Annotated in this window: 17 protein-coding genes and 1 pseudogene; 12 read left to right on the forward strand and 6 right to left on the reverse strand. The window is 57.3% G+C overall.

Annotated features, from left to right (window positions below; translation table 11 throughout):
• Nucleotides 1–10: 10 nt before the first annotated feature.
• Nucleotides 11–1,306: a hypothetical protein gene (locus ABJF76_RS03965; protein ID WP_413821268.1), complete on the reverse strand. Its 1,296-nt coding sequence runs from the start codon at nt 1,304–1,306 to the stop codon at nt 11–13.
• A 267-nt stretch (nt 1,307–1,573) separates the two neighbouring features.
• Here ABJF76_RS03965 and ABJF76_RS03970 point away from each other — a divergent pair, with 267 nt between their 5' ends.
• Nucleotides 1,574–2,320, forward strand: coding sequence for a transglycosylase SLT domain-containing protein (locus tag ABJF76_RS03970; RefSeq protein ID WP_413821269.1), 747 nt, complete (start codon nt 1,574–1,576; stop codon nt 2,318–2,320).
• A 46-nt stretch (nt 2,321–2,366) separates the two neighbouring features.
• On the opposite strand, the gene ABJF76_RS03975 is transcribed toward ABJF76_RS03970, so the two are convergent.
• Nucleotides 2,367–2,798: a hypothetical protein gene (locus ABJF76_RS03975; RefSeq protein WP_413821270.1), complete on the reverse strand. Its 432-nt coding sequence runs from the start codon at nt 2,796–2,798 to the stop codon at nt 2,367–2,369.
• Between the two features lie 6 nt (nt 2,799–2,804).
• Entirely contained in the window at nt 2,805–3,548 is a 744-nt protein-coding gene (locus ABJF76_RS03980) for an SDR family oxidoreductase (protein WP_413821271.1), read from the reverse strand.
• A gap of 183 nt (nt 3,549–3,731) precedes the next feature.
• Between ABJF76_RS03980 and ABJF76_RS03985 the strand changes: the two genes are divergently transcribed.
• Nucleotides 3,732–4,241, forward strand: a complete 510-nt coding sequence (locus tag ABJF76_RS03985; RefSeq protein ID WP_413821272.1) for a hypothetical protein — start codon at nt 3,732–3,734, stop codon at nt 4,239–4,241.
• Between the two features lie 34 nt (nt 4,242–4,275).
• Here ABJF76_RS03985 and pepN read toward each other — a convergent pair whose 3' ends face one another.
• Nucleotides 4,276–6,819 carry an aminopeptidase N gene (pepN, locus tag ABJF76_RS03990; protein ID WP_413821273.1) on the reverse strand — a complete coding sequence of 848 codons (2,544 nt, stop codon included), beginning with the start codon at nt 6,817–6,819 and terminating at the stop codon, nt 4,276–4,278.
• A gap of 196 nt (nt 6,820–7,015) precedes the next feature.
• Between pepN and ABJF76_RS03995 the strand changes: the two genes are divergently transcribed.
• The 10 genes and pseudogenes from ABJF76_RS03995 to ABJF76_RS04040 all read left to right on the forward strand — a co-directional run.
• The gene (locus ABJF76_RS03995) at nt 7,016–7,147 is read left to right on the forward strand and encodes a DUF2256 domain-containing protein (RefSeq protein ID WP_413821591.1); all 132 of its coding nucleotides are present in this window, start codon (nt 7,016–7,018) and stop codon (nt 7,145–7,147) included.
• Between the two features lie 135 nt (nt 7,148–7,282).
• On the forward strand, nt 7,283–9,430 hold the full coding sequence (locus ABJF76_RS04000) for a malate synthase G (RefSeq protein WP_413821274.1): 2,148 nt from the start codon (nt 7,283–7,285) through the stop codon (nt 9,428–9,430).
• 102 nt (nt 9,431–9,532) lie between these two features.
• The gene (locus ABJF76_RS04005; RefSeq protein ID WP_413821275.1) at nt 9,533–9,958 is read left to right on the forward strand and encodes a GlcG/HbpS family heme-binding protein; all 426 of its coding nucleotides are present in this window, start codon (nt 9,533–9,535) and stop codon (nt 9,956–9,958) included.
• 111 nt (nt 9,959–10,069) lie between these two features.
• On the forward strand, nt 10,070–10,849 hold the full coding sequence (locus ABJF76_RS04010) for a gamma-glutamyl-gamma-aminobutyrate hydrolase family protein (RefSeq protein WP_413821276.1): 780 nt from the start codon (nt 10,070–10,072) through the stop codon (nt 10,847–10,849).
• A gap of 46 nt (nt 10,850–10,895) precedes the next feature.
• Nucleotides 10,896–11,462, forward strand: coding sequence for an REP-associated tyrosine transposase (locus ABJF76_RS04015; protein WP_413821277.1), 567 nt, complete (start codon nt 10,896–10,898; stop codon nt 11,460–11,462).
• A gap of 184 nt (nt 11,463–11,646) precedes the next feature.
• Nucleotides 11,647–12,105, forward strand: coding sequence for a methyltransferase family protein (locus ABJF76_RS04020; protein WP_413821278.1), 459 nt, complete (start codon nt 11,647–11,649; stop codon nt 12,103–12,105).
• Between the two features lie 140 nt (nt 12,106–12,245).
• A complete protein-coding gene (locus ABJF76_RS04025; protein WP_413821279.1) occupies nt 12,246–13,820 on the forward strand; it encodes a Re/Si-specific NAD(P)(+) transhydrogenase subunit alpha in 1,575 nt (524 codons plus the stop codon).
• A gap of 12 nt (nt 13,821–13,832) precedes the next feature.
• Nucleotides 13,833–15,266, forward strand: a complete 1,434-nt coding sequence (locus ABJF76_RS04030; RefSeq protein WP_413821280.1) for an NAD(P)(+) transhydrogenase (Re/Si-specific) subunit beta — start codon at nt 13,833–13,835, stop codon at nt 15,264–15,266.
• Nucleotides 15,267–15,554: 288 nt separating this feature from the next.
• Entirely contained in the window at nt 15,555–16,415 is an 861-nt protein-coding gene (locus ABJF76_RS04035) for a hypothetical protein (RefSeq protein ID WP_413821281.1), read from the forward strand.
• 237 nt (nt 16,416–16,652) lie between these two features.
• Nucleotides 16,653–16,952 (forward strand): annotated as a pseudogene (locus ABJF76_RS04040) (DUF3422 family protein); the annotation flags it as partial.
• Nucleotides 16,953–17,338: 386 nt separating this feature from the next.
• Here ABJF76_RS04040 and ABJF76_RS04045 read toward each other — a convergent pair.
• Both ABJF76_RS04045 and ABJF76_RS04050 read right to left on the reverse strand, forming a co-directional pair.
• On the reverse strand, nt 17,339–18,310 hold the full coding sequence (locus ABJF76_RS04045; protein WP_413821282.1) for an ABC transporter permease: 972 nt from the start codon (nt 18,308–18,310) through the stop codon (nt 17,339–17,341).
• On the reverse strand, nt 18,303–19,169 hold an 867-nt coding region (locus ABJF76_RS04050), incomplete at its 5' end, for an ABC transporter permease (RefSeq protein ID WP_413822512.1). The genes ABJF76_RS04045 and ABJF76_RS04050, both read right to left, overlap by 8 nt.

The following is a 19,169-nucleotide window of genomic DNA, read 5'->3' on the forward strand; positions in this document are numbered from 1 at the left end:
CCTCTTAGTGTTAGGCAGCGCGGGCTTCGGGGCCGTCTTTGGTGAAAATGATCTGCTTGCCAGCTGTAAGTTCGCGGCGAAACACTTCGGTTAGGAAATGCAGCGCGTCTGCATGGCCGGACGCGGCAAAGCGTTCTGGGCATCGGATGCGCAAGGCATTGTCAAACCCGCGCGCTGCATGGGCCCACAATAAGGGGTGCAATTCGTTAAGGTAGTCGCGCACGATCCAATCAGCTGCTGCGGCAATTTGCATGCGTACATAATCTGTTTCATCGTCCCCGGTTTGGGTCGCGCCCATGGTGTTGGCGCAATAGGCCAGCAACAGGTTGACGGTGTGTTGGTCGCTGGAATTGTGCAGGATATCGTGAAGCCCATCCAAAAAGAACTCAAGATCGATTTGTGCGCAGGCGTCGGGGTCGTGGGAAATTGCGTCAAACATGACCCAAGTATAGGCCCCAGCCCCCCAAACATCATGGGTGCGGCCCGCAGCGCGGCGCGCCTGTAGTTCAAGCTGTTGAAGACTGCCATTCCAGCGCGGCAGCAGTTGCACCCCAAAGGCGCGGTAACTGCGCGGGTTTTTGGGATCAAGGTCTATCCAGGTTTCGAACTGGCGTGCAACCTGGCGCGGGGTGCTGCTGCGCCCCGCCAATAATGCGCACTGGGTCGACGCAAGCAGAGGTGACTCCAGTGCGGCAGCATCGAATTCGGCCATGATATTTGTGGCACGGTCGAAATGCGCTGCAAACGCTTCGCGGTTCGTGCTTGGGACTTCGATGTCCCAACCAGTGCCACGCCATGCCCAGCCCAAATCGATATGGGTCAACGCCACAATACAGGCGAGAGCAGGGTTATCAGGGTTTTCAGCAAGGATGCTTTCCATGGCTTCAATGCCGGCCATCATAGGTGCATCACGATCGGGCCGCCCGCCGATCAAGGCGTGCTCGGCGGCGCCGACCACATCTGCACGCGCGCCAAAGGCCAGAAGTTCAGCAATCGGCATCCCGCCGAGGGTCTTGAGACGCTGCGAGTCTGCTTCGAAAATCTCTTTGGTTAGCCGTTCCCAATCTTCGATTCTGGCAAGCTTTTGGCCGTGCGCTTGATGCATGTCACGTAGCCGCTCTTCGGCGGTCGGGTCCGGGCAGGAGATCGAGACACCGTCTTTCAGGGCTGCTGCCACTTGTCTTGGCATGTCGGGGCAACGGGGGGCGATTTGCAGAACGCCATCATGCGCCATATTCATTCGCTGGGCGGAAAAGCGCGCCTTAAAAGTCGCGAGTGGTGCTAAGATGCGTTCTGCAAAGTCCATACTTAAAAATCCGTACTGGTTACTGACAACAGGTATGCTTCTGAATTGGGTCACAAAGAGGGCAAAGGCAGGACATGTTCAGGCTACTTTAAAGGAGATTTCGCGCTGATTTTCTCGGAGAACGGGATAAACGAGGTGATCTATGCCGATTGTTGCGTATTCTGGCTCAAAAGGGTCCAAAAATGGCGTTGTGCTAGACAGCAACGGCATCAGGCGGTCATATTGCGCGCCATGTATATATCACGATCTTTTTGTGCGGCAGTTGCTTTGCTCGCAGCATCGTCCGTCGCGCTTGCACAACACGCCGCTGTGTTACCTGATGATGCGTCTGCGTCTGCGTCTGCGTCTGCGTCTGCGCCCGCAATCGAAGGCGCACCAGACGTGGCCGCGTCTGAACCCCTGCCAAAGCTTGTAGTCGCAGCGCCCCCACATTCTAAGGTGCGCCCCATAGCACGGACGCCCAATGTGCCTGCGACCCGTTGGACGCACCAACCGGGTCACGTTCTTTGGAACCGCACAGCGCTGAGCGCCCTTAAAACCCATGGCAAGCCGCTGGTGGATGTTGTCCCGGCCGACATTGGTGACTGGTGCCCACGCTACCCTGATGCCTCTTCTGATTTGCGCGCTGCGTTTTGGGTCGGCTTCATGTCCGCTTTGGCGAAATTCGAAAGCACCTACAAACCCGAAGCGGTTGGTGGGGGCGGGCGTTGGTATGGGTTGCTTCAAATCCTGCCTGCAACGGCACGTGGTTACGGATGTAACGTTGGAACCGGGGCCGCTTTGCAAAGCGGGGCTGCGAACCTCAGCTGTGCTGCGCGTATTATGGCGGTAACTGTTCCGCGTGACGGTGTGATCTATGCCCCCGGAGGGCGAGGTGTTGCAGCAGATTGGGGGCCAATGCGATCGAGAACCAAGCGGGCTGACATGGCATCTTGGCTACGGCGTCAGTCTTATTGTGAACCGGTGTCGTCGACGCGCCCGCAATCCCGGCCCTTCAAACTGGCTGCGGACTGAATGACTTGCGCGGGCGAGTGTCGCCCGTTTGGTGCGAGTTGGGCATTTATCCCACCAACGAAAAGTGGTGCCGCTCAACTTTGATGCCGCGCGCGCTTAGCACGTCTTCGAAGATGTCCGCGGGGGGCGTGGCTTCCAAGGGCAAACGTATTTTTCGCCCCGTGATCAGCACGGCACTGACGCGCACCGAAAAATCCAGTCGGGTATCAAGGCGCATGTGGCTGATCTGATCCCATGTGATCTGACCTGTGCCTTTGCCGGCAAACCAGCTTAGGCCATTTGGCCCAAGCGCCACACCGGCACGCCGTGCCGCGATCAGATCATAAAGGGCAGGGGCCGTGCACAGCGCAATCCCACCCATCAGCCAGATCGAGGCCTGAAGCCATACGACAGCGCAGGCGATGGCCGCCCATACCATTCCAAGTGCGACCAGTGTTTTACGGTTTCTGCCCGTGGCTTCATAACGATAGGGCGTCATGGGGCCTTAACGTCCGCCGGTCACATCAAGGGTCGATCCCGTCACATAGCTTGCCTGATCTGAGGCCAGCCATAGGATCGCTTGCGCCACTTCTTCGGCGGATCCTTCGCGCTTCATTGGTACCATGTGTGCCAAGCGCTGGGCGCGACCGGGTTCGCCCCCTTTGGCATGGATTTCTGTGTCGATCAGACCCGGACGGATCGCCATCACGCGGATGTTGTCTGCGGCGACTTCATCTGACAGCCCTTTGGTAAAGATGTCGATCGCCGCTTTGGAGGCCGCATAGTCGACATATTGATTGGCCGACCCCAACCGTGCCGCTGCGGACGAGATGTTGATGATCGCCCCGCCTGAGCCTTGGGCTTGCATGCGGATGACGGCCTCTTTTGCGACAAGCATAGCGCCGATTACGTTGACATTCATCATCTCGGTCAACCGCGCATGATCTATCTCGGTCAACTTGGCGGATTTGCCGACGATGCCTGCATTGTTGATCAGGACATTCACCCGGCCAAACGTGTCATCTGCGATCTTGTAAACCTTATCGATGTCGGCAGGGTTCGACACATCGCCCTGCGCCAGAACTGCGCGGCCACCTGCGGCCTCGATGGCCGCCTTAGAGGCTTCGGCTCCCACGGTGTCGCGGCGATAGTTCAGCACAAAATCATAAGTCCCGGCACCAAGGCGCGCACAAGCGGCACCAATCCCGGCAGAGGCACCTGTTATCAGGCAAATAGGGCGTTGGGTCATCGCAGCGTTCCTTTGCAAATTCGCGGCAAAGGTGCCTTGCGCGGCGGGGCTCTGCAAGGGTGAAAACTGCTGTGGATTTAAGGCAAAAGCGCTTTCTCAAGCCCGCATTAAGGTTTGAGGGTGTCTGAAGACGGGAACCCGAATGTTCAGACCTCCATGCTGATCGTCAAGAAAGGAAAGTGGATGATACCAAGCATTTCCCCCCATATCGGCACGCATGGCACCAGCTTCGCCAGTCAGCGCCTGGACACCGACCAGACCGACAAGTTGAGCGCAATTTTGTCGAATTATGACACCAAAGGTCTGGATGGTGACGCTGCCAAGAAAATCGTGACCGAGATAAAAGATGCAGGCATTGGGCCCGGCGCAGGGCTTGCAAATGCGTTGGCGGACAATGGGATCGATGCGCGTGATCTTCGTGACGCGGCCGGGTTGGGTGGCCCGCCGGGTGGTCCCCCGGCTGGCGGACCTGCGGCGGGCGGACCGCCGGGCGGTGGTCAATTCGGTGGTGGTGGCGGGCCAACAAGTGCCGGTGCCGCATCGGTGGACGCCGCCGTTGTGTCTTTGTTCGAAGAAGCGGCCACCATTTATGAAGCGGACGAGACGGGGCAGGCCTTTGTCGAAATCCTTGCACAGCGCCTGGAAGCTGAGGGGCTGACCTACAACCAGCCCCTTGTTGATTTTCGCGCCTAAAGAGCCCCGCCGTGGCGGTGGGGCTGTGCGGTTCTTAAGCTTCGCGGATGCGCGTGATCATTTCGGTTGTGTCGCGGCTTAGGTCTGGCGTGGCCGCGATGCGATCCAGTTCCTTGCTGATCATGGATTGCCGTATCGCGTCATAGCGCCGCCAAGTCTGGAACGCAGAACACATGCGCGCGGTGGTTTGTGGATTGACGGGATCAAGCTTGATCAACCAATCGGCCAGCAACGTATATCCGGACCCATCCTTGGCGTGGAACCCGGCGTGGTGGCCTGCCAGCGCACCAAGGGTGGCGCGAAAGCGGTTGGGGTTCTTCCAGTTAAAGGCAGCATGACCTGTCAGCGCTTTGGCGGTGTCGGCAGCATCGTCGGGCTTTGCGGTGCCCACTTGCAGGCCGAACCACTTGTCCATCACAAGGCGGTCATCTTTCCACTGCGCTTCGAATTGGGCCAAGGCGGCATCGCCGCGCCCTGCGCGGATCAGGTTGGCCAGCGCGCTTAGCTGCAAGGTCATGTTGTCTGCACTGCCGTATTGCGCCTGTGCCTGATCGCCGCCGTCTTGGCGTGTCAGTAAGTTCAGCACGGTGCTGCCAAGGGCGCGCATGCCCGATTGGGCGGCGTCGGGGGCGTATGCGTCGCTGACTTGGTTGGCGGCATAAAGCGCGGGCAACGTGTCGGCCATCGTGTCCGACAGCGCCTGTATCAACCCATGCACCGCATTCCAGATCGCATCCGGGTCAGGCGTGTGCCCGTCGCGGTGCAGTTGCGCGGCCAGCTCGGATTGACCGGGCAAGTCCAGCATCAGCGATCGATAGGCCGGATCCAGCGCGTCATCATTTAGCAATTGCGCAATGCCTGCCAGCCAAGCGGGGTCAGGCGCGCTGCCTTTGGTGATCGTGCTCAATAGCGAGGCATGGGCCAATTTATTGGCCGCCTCCCATCGGTTGAACGGATCGGTGTCATGCGCCAGCAAGAACGCGTGATCGGCGGCGTGATCCAGCACCACTGGCGCGGAAAACCCGCGCAAGATCGAGGGCACAGGCTTGGCGGCCAATCCCGGAAAGGTAAAGGATTGGCGGGCTTCGGTCAGCTCAAGGATTTGCGTGGGCAGGGCTTCGGAGCCATCGGCGGCCAACAGCCCAACGGCGACCGGGATCACCTGCGGTTGCGGATCGGCGGTGGTGGCCGAGGGCGGCGTGTCTTGCTCAAAGCTCAGGGTATAGGTGCCATTCTCAAACGCCTCAGAAACCGCGACGCGCGGCGTACCCGCTTGGGAATACCAACGTTTGAATTGGGTCAGATCGCGACCTGTCGCGTCTTGGAACACGGCCAGCCAGTCCTCGATTGTGCAGGCCTGCCCATCGTGGCGGTCAAAATACAGGTCCAACGCTTTGGAATAGGCCGCGTCGCCCACAAGCGTTTTCAGCATGCGGATGACCTCGGCGCCTTTTTCATAGATGGTGGCGGTGTAGAAATTGTTGATTTCTTGAAAGCTCTCGGGGCGCACCGGGTGGGCGAGGGGACCTTGATCTTCGGGGAACTGGCGGCCACGCAAATCGATCACATCGCTGATGCGTTTGACGGGTTCAGATCGCATGTCGGCGGTGAACTGGCTGTCGCGGAACACGGTCAGCCCTTCCTTGAGGCACAGTTGGAACCAATCACGGCAGGTGATGCGGTTGCCCGTCCAGTTGTGAAAATACTCGTGGGCGATGATCGCTTCGATGCGTTCGAAATTCATATCCGTCGAGGTTTCAGGGCTGGCCAGCACCGCAGAGGCGTTAAAGATGTTCAGCCCCTTGTTCTCCATCGCCCCCATGTTGAAATCGTCAACGGCGACAATGTTGAACACATCCAAATCATAGGCGCGGCCATAGACGTCTTCGTCCCATTTCATCGAGTCCTTGAGGGCCTGCATGCCAAAGGCGCATTTGCCTTCGTCGCCCGCACGTACATAGAGCGCCAGATCAACCTTGCGCCCCTCAGATGTGGTGAAACTGTCGCGGTGCGCGATCAACTCGCCTGCGACCAGCGCAAACAGATACGCGGGTTTGGGCCATGGGTCATGCCATTCGGCCCAGCCGTCCCCTGACGCGACCGGGTTGCCGTTGGACAGCAACGTGCCGTGGGGGCCGTTGATGCGCACGGTAAAGGTGCTCATGACATCGGGGCGGTCGGGGTAATAGGTGATCTTGCGAAAGCCCTCGGCCTCGCATTGGGTGCAGTACATGCCATTGGACAGGTACAACCCTTCAAGGGCGGTGTTGGCGGCGGGGTCGATCTTGACCTCGGATTCCCAGGTAAAGGGCATGTCTGGCACGTCGCATGTTAGCCCTTCGGGGGTGATTTTTGGGGTGACGACCTCGCCGTCGATTTTGGCAGATATCAGCGTCACGTTTTCGCCGTGCAAGAAAAACGTCTTGTCCGCAGCGCCTTTGATTGGGGCAAAGCGAATGCGCGCGGTCACATGCGTCGCGTTTGGGGCCAGATCAAAGGTCAGGTGAACATCCTGCACTTGAAAGCCAAACGGCGTATAGTCCTTGAGAAAGATCGTCTGGGGGGCCGCGTCGCGCATAACAAGTCACTTTCTCAGGTTGGGGCAGGGCTACCTTAGGACGTAACGCGCAGGCAGGCCGGCTTCAAGCTTTGGTGCACGGCGCTTCGGCCTTGAAATGCCGATGGGGTGCCACATTCTCTTGAGGCAGGTGGCCGATAACCTGCTGGGCGCAAACCAGTGCCCGCCAAACAAGGACAGTGTCTAGATGGGACGAATGCGCAAAAAAGCAGACCTGCCGCAAAAGACATGCCTCGTGTGTAAGCGTCCGTTCACGTGGCGCAAGAAATGGGAAAAGGTCTGGGAAGAGGTGCGTTATTGCTCTGAACGATGTCGCAGGCAGGTTTAATTTGACCAAAAATCCACAGTAAATTTGTAGGCTAGAATAAGTTTGGTAAAATTAATTGACCAATGATGTTTACGATAGGAAACTTTTTCACTAATCCTGACGACGACTCGAAATTTATCGTCAGGAGAGCATCGCATGTCGACATATGTAGAACGCGCAGAACTGCGGGTGGCGGATACGCTGGCACAGTTTATCGAAACCCACGCCTTGCCGGGCACCGGTGTGGCCTTGGCAGATTTCTGGGCTGGGTTTTCGGCTTTGGTGCACGACTTGGGCCCCAAAAATCGCGCCCTACTGCAAACCCGCGAAGACATTCAGGCCAAGATCGACGCATGGCACGTGGCCAATCGTAGTTCTGATTTCGACGCTGATGCCTATACCGCTTTTCTGAAAGACATCGGTTACCTTGTGCCCGAGGGCGGTGATTTCGAAATTGATACCGCCAATGTGGATCCTGAAATCGCGCTTGTGCCCGGTGCGCAGCTGGTGGTGCCGATCACCAATGCGCGCTTTGCGCTGAACGCGGCCAATGCCCGTTGGGGCAGTCTTTATGATGCACTTTATGGCACCGACGCGCTGGGCGATTTGCCAAGCGGCAAGGGGTATGACGCAGGCCGCGGTGCGCGTGTGATTGCATGGGCCAAGGCATTTTTGGACGATTCCACGCCGCTGGCAGGCGCCAAATGGGCCGACGTCACGGGTTTGGCGCAAGACGCTGATGGCTTGGCGCTTAGCACGGCCAATGGTGTGGCGCGCCTTGCCACACCTGCACAATTTGCGGGTATCAAAGACGGTGGCGCAGAAGTTCTTTTGAAGAACAACGGCCTGCACATCATTGTTCAAGTGGACAAAACCAGCGTCATTGGCGAAAGCGATCCTGCAGGCATCGCAGATGTGCTGCTTGAATCCGCACTGTCGACCATCATGGATTGCGAAGATTCCGTGGCCGCCGTAGACGCGCCTGACAAGGTGCTGGCCTATACAAACTGGCTCGGCCTGATGAAGGGCGACTTGTCCGAAACCTTTGAAAAAGGTGGCAAGACGGTCACGCGTCGTATGCATGACGACAAGTATTTTGAGGCAAGCAACGGGACAAAGGTAAGCGTCAAAGGGCGCAGCCTGATGCTGGTGCGCAATGTGGGCCACCTGATGACCAACCCTGCCATTCTGGACCGTGATGGGCTGGAAATCGGCGAAGGTCTGATGGATGCGATGATCACTTCGCTGATTGCCATGCATGATTTGCAAAAGTCAGATGGCTTGCGTAATTCGGTGGCGGGGTCTGTTTATGTGGTGAAACCCAAGATGCACGGGCCTGTCGAAGTCGCCTTTGCTGACGAGATTTTCACCCGTGTCGAAAAGGTTCTGGGCTTGCCTGGCAACACCGTCAAACTGGGCATTATGGACGAAGAGCGCCGCACCTCGGCCAACCTCAAGGAATGTATCCGCGCTGCCAAATCGCGTGTGGCCTTTATCAACACCGGCTTCCTTGATCGCACAGGCGACGAAATCCACACGAGCATGGAAGCAGGGCCAATGGTGCCCAAAGGCGAAATGAAAGGCGCGCCATGGATCGCGTCTTATGAAGATCGCAATGTCGACATCGGTCTGGCGTGTGGCCTGAAGGGGCGCGCGCAAATCGGCAAAGGCATGTGGGCGATGCCCGATCTGATGGCCGATATGCTTGAGGCCAAAATCGGCCACCCGCAATCAGGTGCCACATGTGCTTGGGTGCCATCGCCAACTGCCGCCACACTGCACGCCACGCACTATCACAAGGTCGATGTGCTGGCGCGTCAGGACGAATTGCGCAGCACGGGTGCGCGCGGCACTCTAAGCGACCTTTTGACCATCCCCGTCGCTGTCGGGCGCAACTTTTCAGACGCGGAAATCGCGCGTGAATTGGAAAACAATGCGCAAGGCATTTTGGGCTATGTGGTGCGCTGGGTCGATCAAGGTGTTGGGTGTTCCAAGGTGCCGGACATCAACGATGTGGGCCTCATGGAAGATCGCGCAACCTGCCGCATCAGCGCGCAGGCTTTGGCAAACTGGCTGCACCACGGCGTGGTCAGCGAGGACCAAGTGATGGCTGCGCTGAAAAAGATGGCGGATGTCGTCGATCGTCAAAACGCGGGCGATGCCGAATATACGCCAATGGCGCCCGGCTTTGATGGCGTGGCGTTTCAGGCGGCATGTGATCTGGTAATTTCGGGCCGTGTTCAGCCGTCGGGCTATACCGAACCTGTGTTGCACGCGCGCCGTTTGGAATTCAAAGGGGCTTAAAGACAGCCCCCATGCCGACTAGGGCATAAACGATATAAACGCGCCCACTCGGGCACAGACCATAAAAGGGCCGCCACAGGCACGCCCAAAAAGGAGACGGATATGACGATTTCACTGAACAAGGCGCGCACGATCATTCGCAAGACCTTTGAAAAGGGACGCGAGTTGGAGCTAAAACCCCTGTCGGTTGTTGTGTTGGATGCAGGGGGTCATGTGCAGGCGTTTGAACGCGAAGACGGGGCCTCGGTTGGGCGTTTTGCGATTGCGCATGGCAAGGCCTATGGCAGCGTGATGCTTGGCATGGCGGGGACGGCACAGATGGCCCGCGCCGAAGCGCAACATTACTTTATGACTGCTGTGAACGGGCTTTTTGACGGGCAGGTTGTGCCTGTGCCGGGTGGCGTGTTGTTGCGCGACAAAAAGGGCGCGATTGTCGGGGCTGTAGGTGTCACGGGCGACACATCCGACAATGACGCCCTTGCGGCCGTGGCCGGTATCGAGGCCGCCAACCTTACGCCTGAAGTTTAAGCAGTTCTTGCTTCGCGGCTTTGTGCACAGTGACATGCGCGCAAGGCCGCACTAGGCGCGCGCGGTATTGCTGGGTATACAGCTCACAATCGCGCGAATTAAGAGGACACTATGGCCCGCCCCATCATTGGTATCATTTCCAATCTGCACTGCATCAATGACCAATATCATGTTCAGGGCGCTGGGGTGATCAACATATCGGCTGTGGCGGATGTGTGCGAAGGCTTGCCTTTGCTTGTGCCTTGCGAGCCGGACAGCGTGCGCGTGTCTGACCTTTTGGAACAGTGCGCTGGGTTTGTCTTTACGGGCGCGCGCGCGAACGTGCACCCCGAAGAATACGGCGAAAATGCAACCCCGGCCCACGGCGATTTTGATCGCAACCGGGATGCAGTCACGTTGCCATTGATCCGCGCGCTTGTGGAACGCGGCCAGCCATTCTTGGGCATCTGCCGCGGTTTTCAAGAGGTAAACGTCGCGATGGGGGGCACGCTTTATCCTGAAATTCGTGATTTGCCGGGCCGAGAAAACCACCGCATGCCCCCTGATGGGACGTTGGAAGAGAAATTTGCCCTGCGCCACAATGTATCGTTTTCGCAAGACGGTGTGTTTCACAAACTGATGGGCGCGCAATCGGTGCTGACCAATACGCTGCACGGGCAGGGGATCAAAACCGCCGGTCCGCGCGTGGTCGTGGATGGACATGCCCCCGATGGCACGGCTGAGGCGACCTATATCGATGGCGCACCCGGCTTTACCTTGTCGGTACAATGGCACCCCGAATGGAATGCCAAAGCCGACCCTGTATCGCGCCCTCTGTTTGAGGCCTTTGGTGAGGCATGTCGCGACTGGGCCGATGGCAAACGTGCGCGCCCCATGCTGCGCAGCGCCTAAAGCTGGATTAAGTTAGAATTAACCATGCGGCGCATAGCCTGCGTCCATGTCGAATTACACCCGATCGCGCCACGCTGGTGGCACCTACTTTTTTAGCGCACGCGCGGCCCGTCGTGGCAGTGATATTTTGCTGCGCAAAATCGATCTGCTGCGCAACGTCATGCGACAGACCCATCAGCGACATCCTTTTGAGATCGAAGAGATCGTTGTGCTTGGGGATGCGATCCACACGATTTGGACGTTGCCGGAAGGGGATGCGGACTATTCCAAACGTTGGCGCATGGTGAAAAGCTTGTTTTCACGGGCGTGCCCGACATCTGATGTGGGTGAATCGATGCGCCTGCGCCCCGGCGAAAAGGGCATCTGGCAACGCCGCTTTTGGGAACATGCGATCCGCGATAAGGACGACTTTGAAGCGCACCGACACATGATCTTTTCGGCGCCGGTGCAGGCTGGACTTGTTCGCAGGCCCATTGACTGGCCGCATTCATCCGTTCACCGCGCAATTGGTCGCGGCACTTACGATCCAAATACACCCGTGGGTACGGCCTATGGCCCTTGGCAGGGGCGCAGGACACTTGCGCCTTACGGACAAACCACTTTTGTCGCATAACCAAATAGCTTGCGGATGTTTCTGTGCATATGAGTTGATCGTAAGGCGGATCATGATCCGCCCTTACCGGGTGGCGCAATTTAGGTTGCACCAACAGTTTGGCCAAACCAACGTTCCATCGTTTTGGGCTCAATTGATTGACACGCTGGACGGGTAAGGGCAGCGTCAGGCTTGAGGTGCTCAAATGAAGAATATTCTCGATATTCCACCGGTGTGGTTGGTGATGGCATTGCTCGTGGCATGGTGTCAGGGCCGATTTTTCCCGCTGGGGTATAGCATCGATCACCCGCTGACGCGGACGATGGGTGGTCTATTGATTGGGGCTGGGGCTATTTTGATCGGTGCGGCGGCCTTCGCCTTTTGGCGCGCGCGTACAACAATTGTGCCGCATCAAACGCCAACACATTTGTTGACGACGGGAATTTTCGCACGAACCCGCAACCCGATTTACCTTGCCGATGCTCTTATATTGACCGGACTCATCTTGTGCTTTGACGCGTTGCCGTCTTTGGTGTTGGTGCCGCTGTTTGTGTGGTGGATTGAACGCCACTTTATTGTGCACGAAGAGGATCGCATGCGTCACGCGTTCCCGGTCGACTTTCCGCGTTATGCGTTAAAAGTAGGCCGTTGGGTGAATTTTTGAACGAAGGACCTGCCACTTTTGGTTGCTTGGCTTGAAACCCAGCGGTGGGGACGATAGTGGAGCGTGATGCGGCGAGCACCGACTTGCACCCGGTCCTTGCCGCACCATCATTGCCACGCACGCCAGAAGGAGAGCTCCGTATGAAGATCGGGACACCCAAAGAAACCTTTGCCGGAGAGCGCCGGGTCGCCATGACGCCGGACAGCGCCACAGCCCTGCAAAAACTGGGCCACACATGCGTGATCGAAACGGGTGCGGGGCTAGAGGCCGGGTTTGACGACGCCGCATACACAGCCGCCGGTGTCGAGGTTGTTAAAACCGCAGCCGCCCTTTGGAAAGCCGCTGACGTGCTTGCCAAAGTGCGCGTACCGGACGCAACCGAGATGAAGCGCCTGCGCGAAGGTCAGACGTTGATTTCCTTCTTTAGCCCGGTCGCTGACGAGAAAAAGATGAAATCCGCCGCCACAAAAGGCGCGACCGTTGTTGCGATGGAAATGATCCCACGGATCAGCCGCGCCCAAAAAATGGACGCGTTGTCGTCGATGGCGAACATTGCGGGTTACCGCGCGGTGATCGAGGCCGGCAACAACTTTGGCCGCTTCTTTACCGGACAAATTACAGCTGCGGGCAAGGTGCCTCCGGCCAAAGTGCTGGTTGTTGGCGCAGGCGTCGCAGGCCTTGCCGCGATTGGCACATCGACGTCGCTGGGTGCAATCACTTTGGCCTTTGACGTACGCCCCGAAGTGGCGGAACAAGTCGAAAGCATGGGCGCAGAATTTGTGTACCTCGACTTTGAAGAAGAACAAACAGATGGCGCGGCGACGGGTGGCTATGCCTCGGTTTCTAGTCCTGAATTCCGCGAGGCCCAGCTGGCCAAATTCCGCGAATTGGCCCCCGAAGTTGACATCGTCATCACCACGGCGCTGATCCCGAACCGCGAAGCGCCAGAGCTGTGGACCGAAGATATGGTCGCGGCCATGAAGCCCGGATCGGTGATTGTAGACCTTGCGGCTGAAAAGGGCGGCAACTGTAAGCTGACCGTCATGGACGAAAAAGTCGTGACCGAAAACGGTGTGACCATCATCGGTTACACTGATTTCCCAAGCCGGATGGCATCGCAGGCGTCTAGCCTTTATTCCACCAACATTCGCCACCTGATGACGGACCTGACGCCGGAAAAAGACGGCGAAATCAATCACAACATGGAAGATGACGTGATCCGCGGCGCCACCATTGCGCATGCCACGGCCGTCACTTTCCCGCCGCCACCACCCAAGGTGGCCGCCATCGCTGCGGCCCCCAAAAAGGAAGCGGCCAAAGAACTGACGCCAGAAGAAAAGCGCGCCGCAGAAACGGCTGCCTTCAAGCAACAGACCAAAACCCAAGTCGGCCTGTTGGCCATCGGTGGCGCGCTGTTGCTTGCTGTCGGTCTGGTCGCACCAGCAAGCTTTATGCAGCACTTCATCGTGTTCGTTTTGGCCGTCTTTGTTGGCTTCCAAGTGATCTGGGGCGTGGCGCACAGCCTGCACACACCACTGATGGCGGTAACCAACGCGATCTCGTCCATCATCATTTTGGGCGCGCTTGTGCAGATCGGATCGGGGTCTTTCCTGGTCATTCTGCTGGCGGCTTTGGCGGTCTTTATGACCGGTATTAACATCTTTGGTGGCTTTTTAGTCACGCGGCGCATGCTTGCCATGTTCCAGAAATCGTAAGGAGGCGGGATCATGGCACTTGGTTTCACAACAGCGGCCTATGTGGTTGCAGCTATTCTTTTCATCCTTAGCCTTGGCGGGTTGTCCGGTCAGGAAAGCGCCAAACGGGCTGTTTGGTATGGTATCGTAGGCATGGGGTTGGCCATCGCGGCGACCATCATCGGGCCCGGATCTGGTTATTGGTTTCTGTCGGTCATTTTGATCGGTGCAGGTGGTGCGATCGGCTATCAACTCGCCACCAAAGTACAAATGACGCAGATGCCCGAACTTGTCGCCGCCATGCACTCGCTTGTGGGTCTGGCTGCCGTGTTCGTCGGCTTGGTTGCGCACGTCGAACTCGGTCGCGTCTTGGCCATGGACGAAGCAACGCGCAAGGGGCTTGAAGGCTTTGCCGCATTGCTGGCCAAAAAGGACGGCGTCGAAATCGCCATTCTGCGGGTTGAGCTGTTCCTTGGCATCTTTATCGGTGCGATCACCTTTACCGGGTCGGTCATTGCCTATGGCAAACTGGCGGGCAAAGTGGATTCTGCAGCGACAAAGCTGCCGGGTGGTCACATGCTGAACATCGGGGCGGCTGCGGTCTCGCTTTTGACGTTGATCTGGTACTTTAACACCGGCGGCTTTTTCCCACTGTTCATAATGACGCTGGCGGCGTTGTTCATCGGCTACCACCTGATCATGGGCATTGGCGGCGCGGACATGCCTGTCGTTGTGTCCATGCTGAACAGCTATTCCGGTTGGGCGGCTGCGGCGATTGGTTTCAGCCTTGGCAACGATCTGTTGATCGTGGTCGGCGCGCTGGTTGGTTCCTCTGGGGCGATCCTGTCCTACATCATGTGTAAGGCGATGAACCGATCGTTCATCAGCGTGATCTTGGGCGGCTTTGGTGGCCCTGCGGGCGAACAGATGGCGGTTGAGGGCGAACAGATCGCCATCGAAGCGGACGGCGTTGCGTCGGCCCTGAACGAAGCCGACAGCGTGGTTATCATCCCCGGTTACGGCATGGCTGTGGCGCAAGCGCAGCAAGGCGTCGCCGAACTGACGCGTAAACTGCGCGCGGCGGGCAAAAATGTACGCTTTGCGATCCACCCCGTTGCGGGGCGTTTGCCGGGCCACATGAACGTTCTGCTGGCCGAAGCCAAAGTGCCATATGACATCGTGATGGAGATGGACGAGATCAACGACGACTTCCCAGAAACGGACGTTGCCATTGTGATTGGGTCAAACGACATCGTTAACCCAGCGGCACAAGACGATCCGAACTCGCCTATCGCAGGCATGCCGGTTCTGGAATGCTGGAAAGCCAAGCAAGTGTTTGTGTCCAAGCGGGGGCAGGGGACAGGGTATTCAGGTATCGAAAACCCACTGTTCTTCAAGGATAACACGCGGATGTTTTATGGCGATGCGAAAGCGTCGATTGATAAGCTTTTGCCATTGATCGACTGACCCGGCACGAGGGCGCGCTAGGTCGCGCAACCCTCATCTGAGAACACATGAACAAAATGAGGGCACCGCTTGATAAAGAAGCGGTGCCCTTTTTTCGTGAGTGGTCTGCCTTTGCGCGTTTAAACGCCGAAATATGTGAGGTTATACGAAGGCCCTCGCGCATTCCGTTGCTGGTTTGGTAAAAAGAACTGTTAATTGTGAAACTTATCCGCGGCGCGGCGTAACGCGCCACACCAGCGCCGACCGTGCGGCGGGAACCCTTGCAACCGCGTCAAAGGAAAGTCGCCAGTGACGTTGATCAAAGCCATTCTTGAGGCATCTGCCAAATCCGGGCGGCAAGGGTTCATCCGCAACATGCCCGGTCATTGTGCGGTGTTTATGCCGCGCAATAAAAAGCTGTTGGTCAGCTTTGATCATCTTGGCTCTATCCATTCCGTTCCGCCGCGCTTGCCGTGGGGCTATGGGTTGGCCGAGGAAATGGGGTGGTCGCACTTGGGCAACATGACCAAGCAGAACGACTGGTTCCGTCACAAAGACATGTTCACGATGTACCGCGAATTGCGCGACGATAAGTTCTTTCGCGGCTTTGACGAGGTGGTGTTTTACGGCGCGTCTATGGGTGGTTATGCGGCTTGCGCCTTTTCGATTGTGCATCCGGGGGCACGGGTGGTGGCGATTTCTCCGCAATCGACGCTGCGCAAATCGATCGTCCCATTCGAGATGCGTTATCCGGGTGGGCGTAAATTGGGCCAGTGGTCTGGCCCTTGGGTGGATGCCACCCAAACCGTGTTCAAAGCCGCATCGGTGAAGCTCATTTATGACCCTTGGTGGGGGGCTGACGCGGCCCATGCGGTGCGCTTTTCCGGGCCACAGGTCGAACATTATCGCACACCTTTCTTAGGCCATCGCGTCCCCCAGCAACTCAAAGCCATGGGCCTTATTTCGACGGTGGCCAGCCGTGCAATCAAAGGCGGGATGAGGCCCTTAAAATTTCACCAACTTTTGCGCAAGCGGCATTCGGATCGTGACTTTGTTTTGGGGTTGCTGAAGCTGGCAAAAGCCAAGGGCCACGGTGCTCTTGTTGCGCGCGTTTTGCAAAACGGCGACCTGCCTTTGACGCCCAAAGACCGCAAAGATTTGAACGGTTGAAAGTAGCCTACGGCCACGTGTTGGCTGCGGCACCCACCAAAAAATGCTGTAAATGAGCTTGCCAAATTTGACTTTGATAAAGGTTTAAATGGTTGCCGATGATTGATTAATTCACCTCTGGTGAGACAATCGGGCGGGAGGGTGCGTTAAGAACACACCTTACTTGGCAGATAGATACAATCTGAAAAGCACCGCCCGGATATCTGTGTGGTGTTTTTTCATTTGCGCCCCATCGACGTGCGGGCCGCTAACCTGTTGGGCACACGAGTGGGTGTGGAGTGTTCAGTTCAAAACCAAGCACTGCTGGAAAGCATGGACAAACGGTCCGATCTGCAACTGCGCCTGCAACGCACGGTCGAGGCGCTGTCGGTGGTCGCCATCAGCTACTACGCGGTGTTGTTGGCGTCGTATTCGCTGTATACGATGGGCGGGCTGACGGGCCTGAGCAAGGGTGCTCTGACGGCAATGATCACGCTGCCAATAGTGGGGCTGGTCTGGGCCGGAGTGCTGCGGTTGCGGCGCGACGTTGAGACGTAGGGGGGCTTAATGTCAGCAATGAGCCCAGACCTAGCAATGGTAGCAGACTGCAGCTATACACTCCGATTATGAAATGGTTTTTTCTCGCACTGGGTATCGTTCTCTTAGTGATAAGCTACCTGATCCTGCAAATAGCAAAGGGCTACACATTCACCTATGGTGGTTATGAAGAATGGAACGACGAATTTCTCAATAGATACAATGCTTGTTGCCTAATGACCGACTTAAAATCTATCGCCCCTTTTGCTTTAGGTGGTGTGTTTTGCCTTCTCATCTTCGTCTGGCGACTTTGGCGTGAGCGATCAAAATGCTAACCAAACTGAGTGAGTCCTCTGGGTCAGGTCCATCCACCCAGCAATCCCTAGCCTTCATTAATCCCTAGAACCTCAACGCCCCCGGATCCGTGGATCAAGCGCGTCGCGCAGGCCATCGCCAAGGTAGTTCACCCCCAAAACCGTCAGTGAAATCAAGATACCGGGCAGGATGACACGCTCGGGGTATTGCTCCATCCGCTGCACTGAATCCGCCAAAATTTTACCCCATGTGGGGAAATCTGATGGAAAGCCAACACCAAGAAACGACAACGCGCTTTCGGTGATGATCGCGGTGGCCAGCCCCAGGGTGGCCGACACCATGATGGGCGAAATCACGTTGGGCAGCAGGTGCCGTAGGATGATGGACGTCGACGTTGTGCCAATGGATCGGGCCGCCAAGATGAACTCGCGTTCCTTGAGGGCCAGAATATCGCCGCGCACGATGCGGGCGGTTTGCATCCATGAGGTCAGGCCAATGACCCCCACGATCAGAATAAACATGCCCCCCTCGGGGCCAAAGTTGGCGCGCAACGGTTGGCGAAACAAGGTCACAGCCACCAGCAGTAGGGGCAGGATGGGCAAGGACAGCACAAGGTCGGTAAAGCGCATCAGCCAAAAGTCAGCCTTTTTGAAATAACCTGAAAGCACGCCTACAAGCGTGCCGATCAACAGCGCCAACACCATTGCGGCCCAGCCCACAGCCATAGACGCACGCCCACCTGCAATCAGGTTGGCAAGGATATCACGCCCAAGGTTGTCGGTGCCCAAGGGGCGGAACCAGCCGACCTTGGCCGTGCCATCCCAAAGGGCGGTGAAAATGGGGCGCATGTCCTTGTTGCGGATATCGACCTTTTGCGGGTCGACTTGCCAGACATAGGGGCCAATCAGCACGGCCAGTGTGATGAACACCAGAAAGCCGCCACCAAACAGTGCGCCCTTGTGGTGCTTGAATTGGTCCCACACGTCCTTCCACTGGCTGCGCGGAGGCTTTGGTGGCTCTTTGTCTTGTAGGGCCGCGTAGGGGTCGATTGCTTGATCAGTCATAGCGGATCCTCGGGTCGAGCACGCCGTAAAGCACATCGGCAATAAGGTTAAAGAGCACGATCAGGATCGCAAAGATAAAGGTCAGCGTCATCACCATTGGGATGTCGTTGGCAAACAACGCGGTCAGCAAAAGCTGCCCGATGCCGTTCACCTTGAACACGTTTTCAGTGATGATCGCGCCGCCAAAGATCGCAGGGATCCCCAGTGCGATGACTGTAATCACCGGGATCATCGAATTGCGCAGCACGTGTTGCATGACAACGACGCCTTCGCGCAGACCCTTGGCGCGCGCCGTGCGCACGTAATCTTGGCCCAGATTGTCCAGCATGGATGACCGCATATAGCGCGAAATTTGCGCTGTGGTCTGCAAGGCCAGCACCATCACCGGCATGACCATCTGCATGAATTGCAGCTTAAAGGTGGCCCAATCCGTCACCACAAGGGTGGTGTCATAAATTGACGGCAACCATCCCAGTTGCACGGAAAACACCACGATCAGCAAAGGCCCGGTAAAGAACGGCGGGATTGAAAAGCCGATCATCGTGATGAACGTGCCGGATTGATCAAACACGGAATACTGTTTGTAGGCCGAATAAATCCCGATCGGCAGCGCAATCAGAATGCCCACCATGTAGGACAGGCCGACAACCCAAAGGGTTTGGGGCAGGCGCTGCACCACGATGTCCATGACAGGGCTGCGGGTTTGCCACGAAATCACGCGCTGCTTGCCTTCGGCAAAGCTGGTGCCGAACCAATGGTCAAACAACACCTGCGGTTCGATCCAGAAAAACTGCACAATCCATTTGTAATATTGCACGTGGATCGGCTGCCCAAGGCCAAGCGCTTGGCGCATTTTTTC

Origin of the sequence: Tateyamaria sp., assembly GCF_039940735.1 — a bacterium.
Taxonomy (GTDB): Bacteria; Pseudomonadota; Alphaproteobacteria; order Rhodobacterales; family Rhodobacteraceae; genus Tateyamaria.

Coding starts and splice junctions, on each gene's coding strand:
- ABJF76_RS03965 (WP_413821268.1), bottom strand. CDS start 1,306: ATGGACTTTGCAGAACGCATCTTAGCACCACTCGCGACTTTTAAGGCG.
- ABJF76_RS03975 (WP_413821270.1), bottom strand. CDS start 2,798: ATGACGCCCTATCGTTATGAAGCCACGGGCAGAAACCGTAAAACACTG.
- ABJF76_RS03980 (WP_413821271.1), bottom strand. CDS start 3,548: ATGACCCAACGCCCTATTTGCCTGATAACAGGTGCCTCTGCCGGGATT.
- ABJF76_RS03985 (WP_413821272.1), top strand. CDS start 3,732: ATGATACCAAGCATTTCCCCCCATATCGGCACGCATGGCACCAGCTTC.
- pepN (WP_413821273.1), bottom strand. CDS start 6,819: ATGCGCGACGCGGCCCCCCAGACGATCTTTCTCAAGGACTATACGCCG.
- ABJF76_RS03995 (WP_413821591.1), top strand. CDS start 7,016: ATGCGCAAAAAAGCAGACCTGCCGCAAAAGACATGCCTCGTGTGTAAG.
- ABJF76_RS04000 (WP_413821274.1), top strand. CDS start 7,283: ATGTCGACATATGTAGAACGCGCAGAACTGCGGGTGGCGGATACGCTG.
- ABJF76_RS04005 (WP_413821275.1), top strand. CDS start 9,533: ATGACGATTTCACTGAACAAGGCGCGCACGATCATTCGCAAGACCTTT.
- ABJF76_RS04010 (WP_413821276.1), top strand. CDS start 10,070: ATGGCCCGCCCCATCATTGGTATCATTTCCAATCTGCACTGCATCAAT.
- ABJF76_RS04015 (WP_413821277.1), top strand. CDS start 10,896: ATGTCGAATTACACCCGATCGCGCCACGCTGGTGGCACCTACTTTTTT.
- ABJF76_RS04020 (WP_413821278.1), top strand. CDS start 11,647: ATGAAGAATATTCTCGATATTCCACCGGTGTGGTTGGTGATGGCATTG.
- ABJF76_RS04025 (WP_413821279.1), top strand. CDS start 12,246: ATGAAGATCGGGACACCCAAAGAAACCTTTGCCGGAGAGCGCCGGGTC.
- ABJF76_RS04030 (WP_413821280.1), top strand. CDS start 13,833: ATGGCACTTGGTTTCACAACAGCGGCCTATGTGGTTGCAGCTATTCTT.
- ABJF76_RS04045 (WP_413821282.1), bottom strand. CDS start 18,310: ATGACTGATCAAGCAATCGACCCCTACGCGGCCCTACAAGACAAAGAG.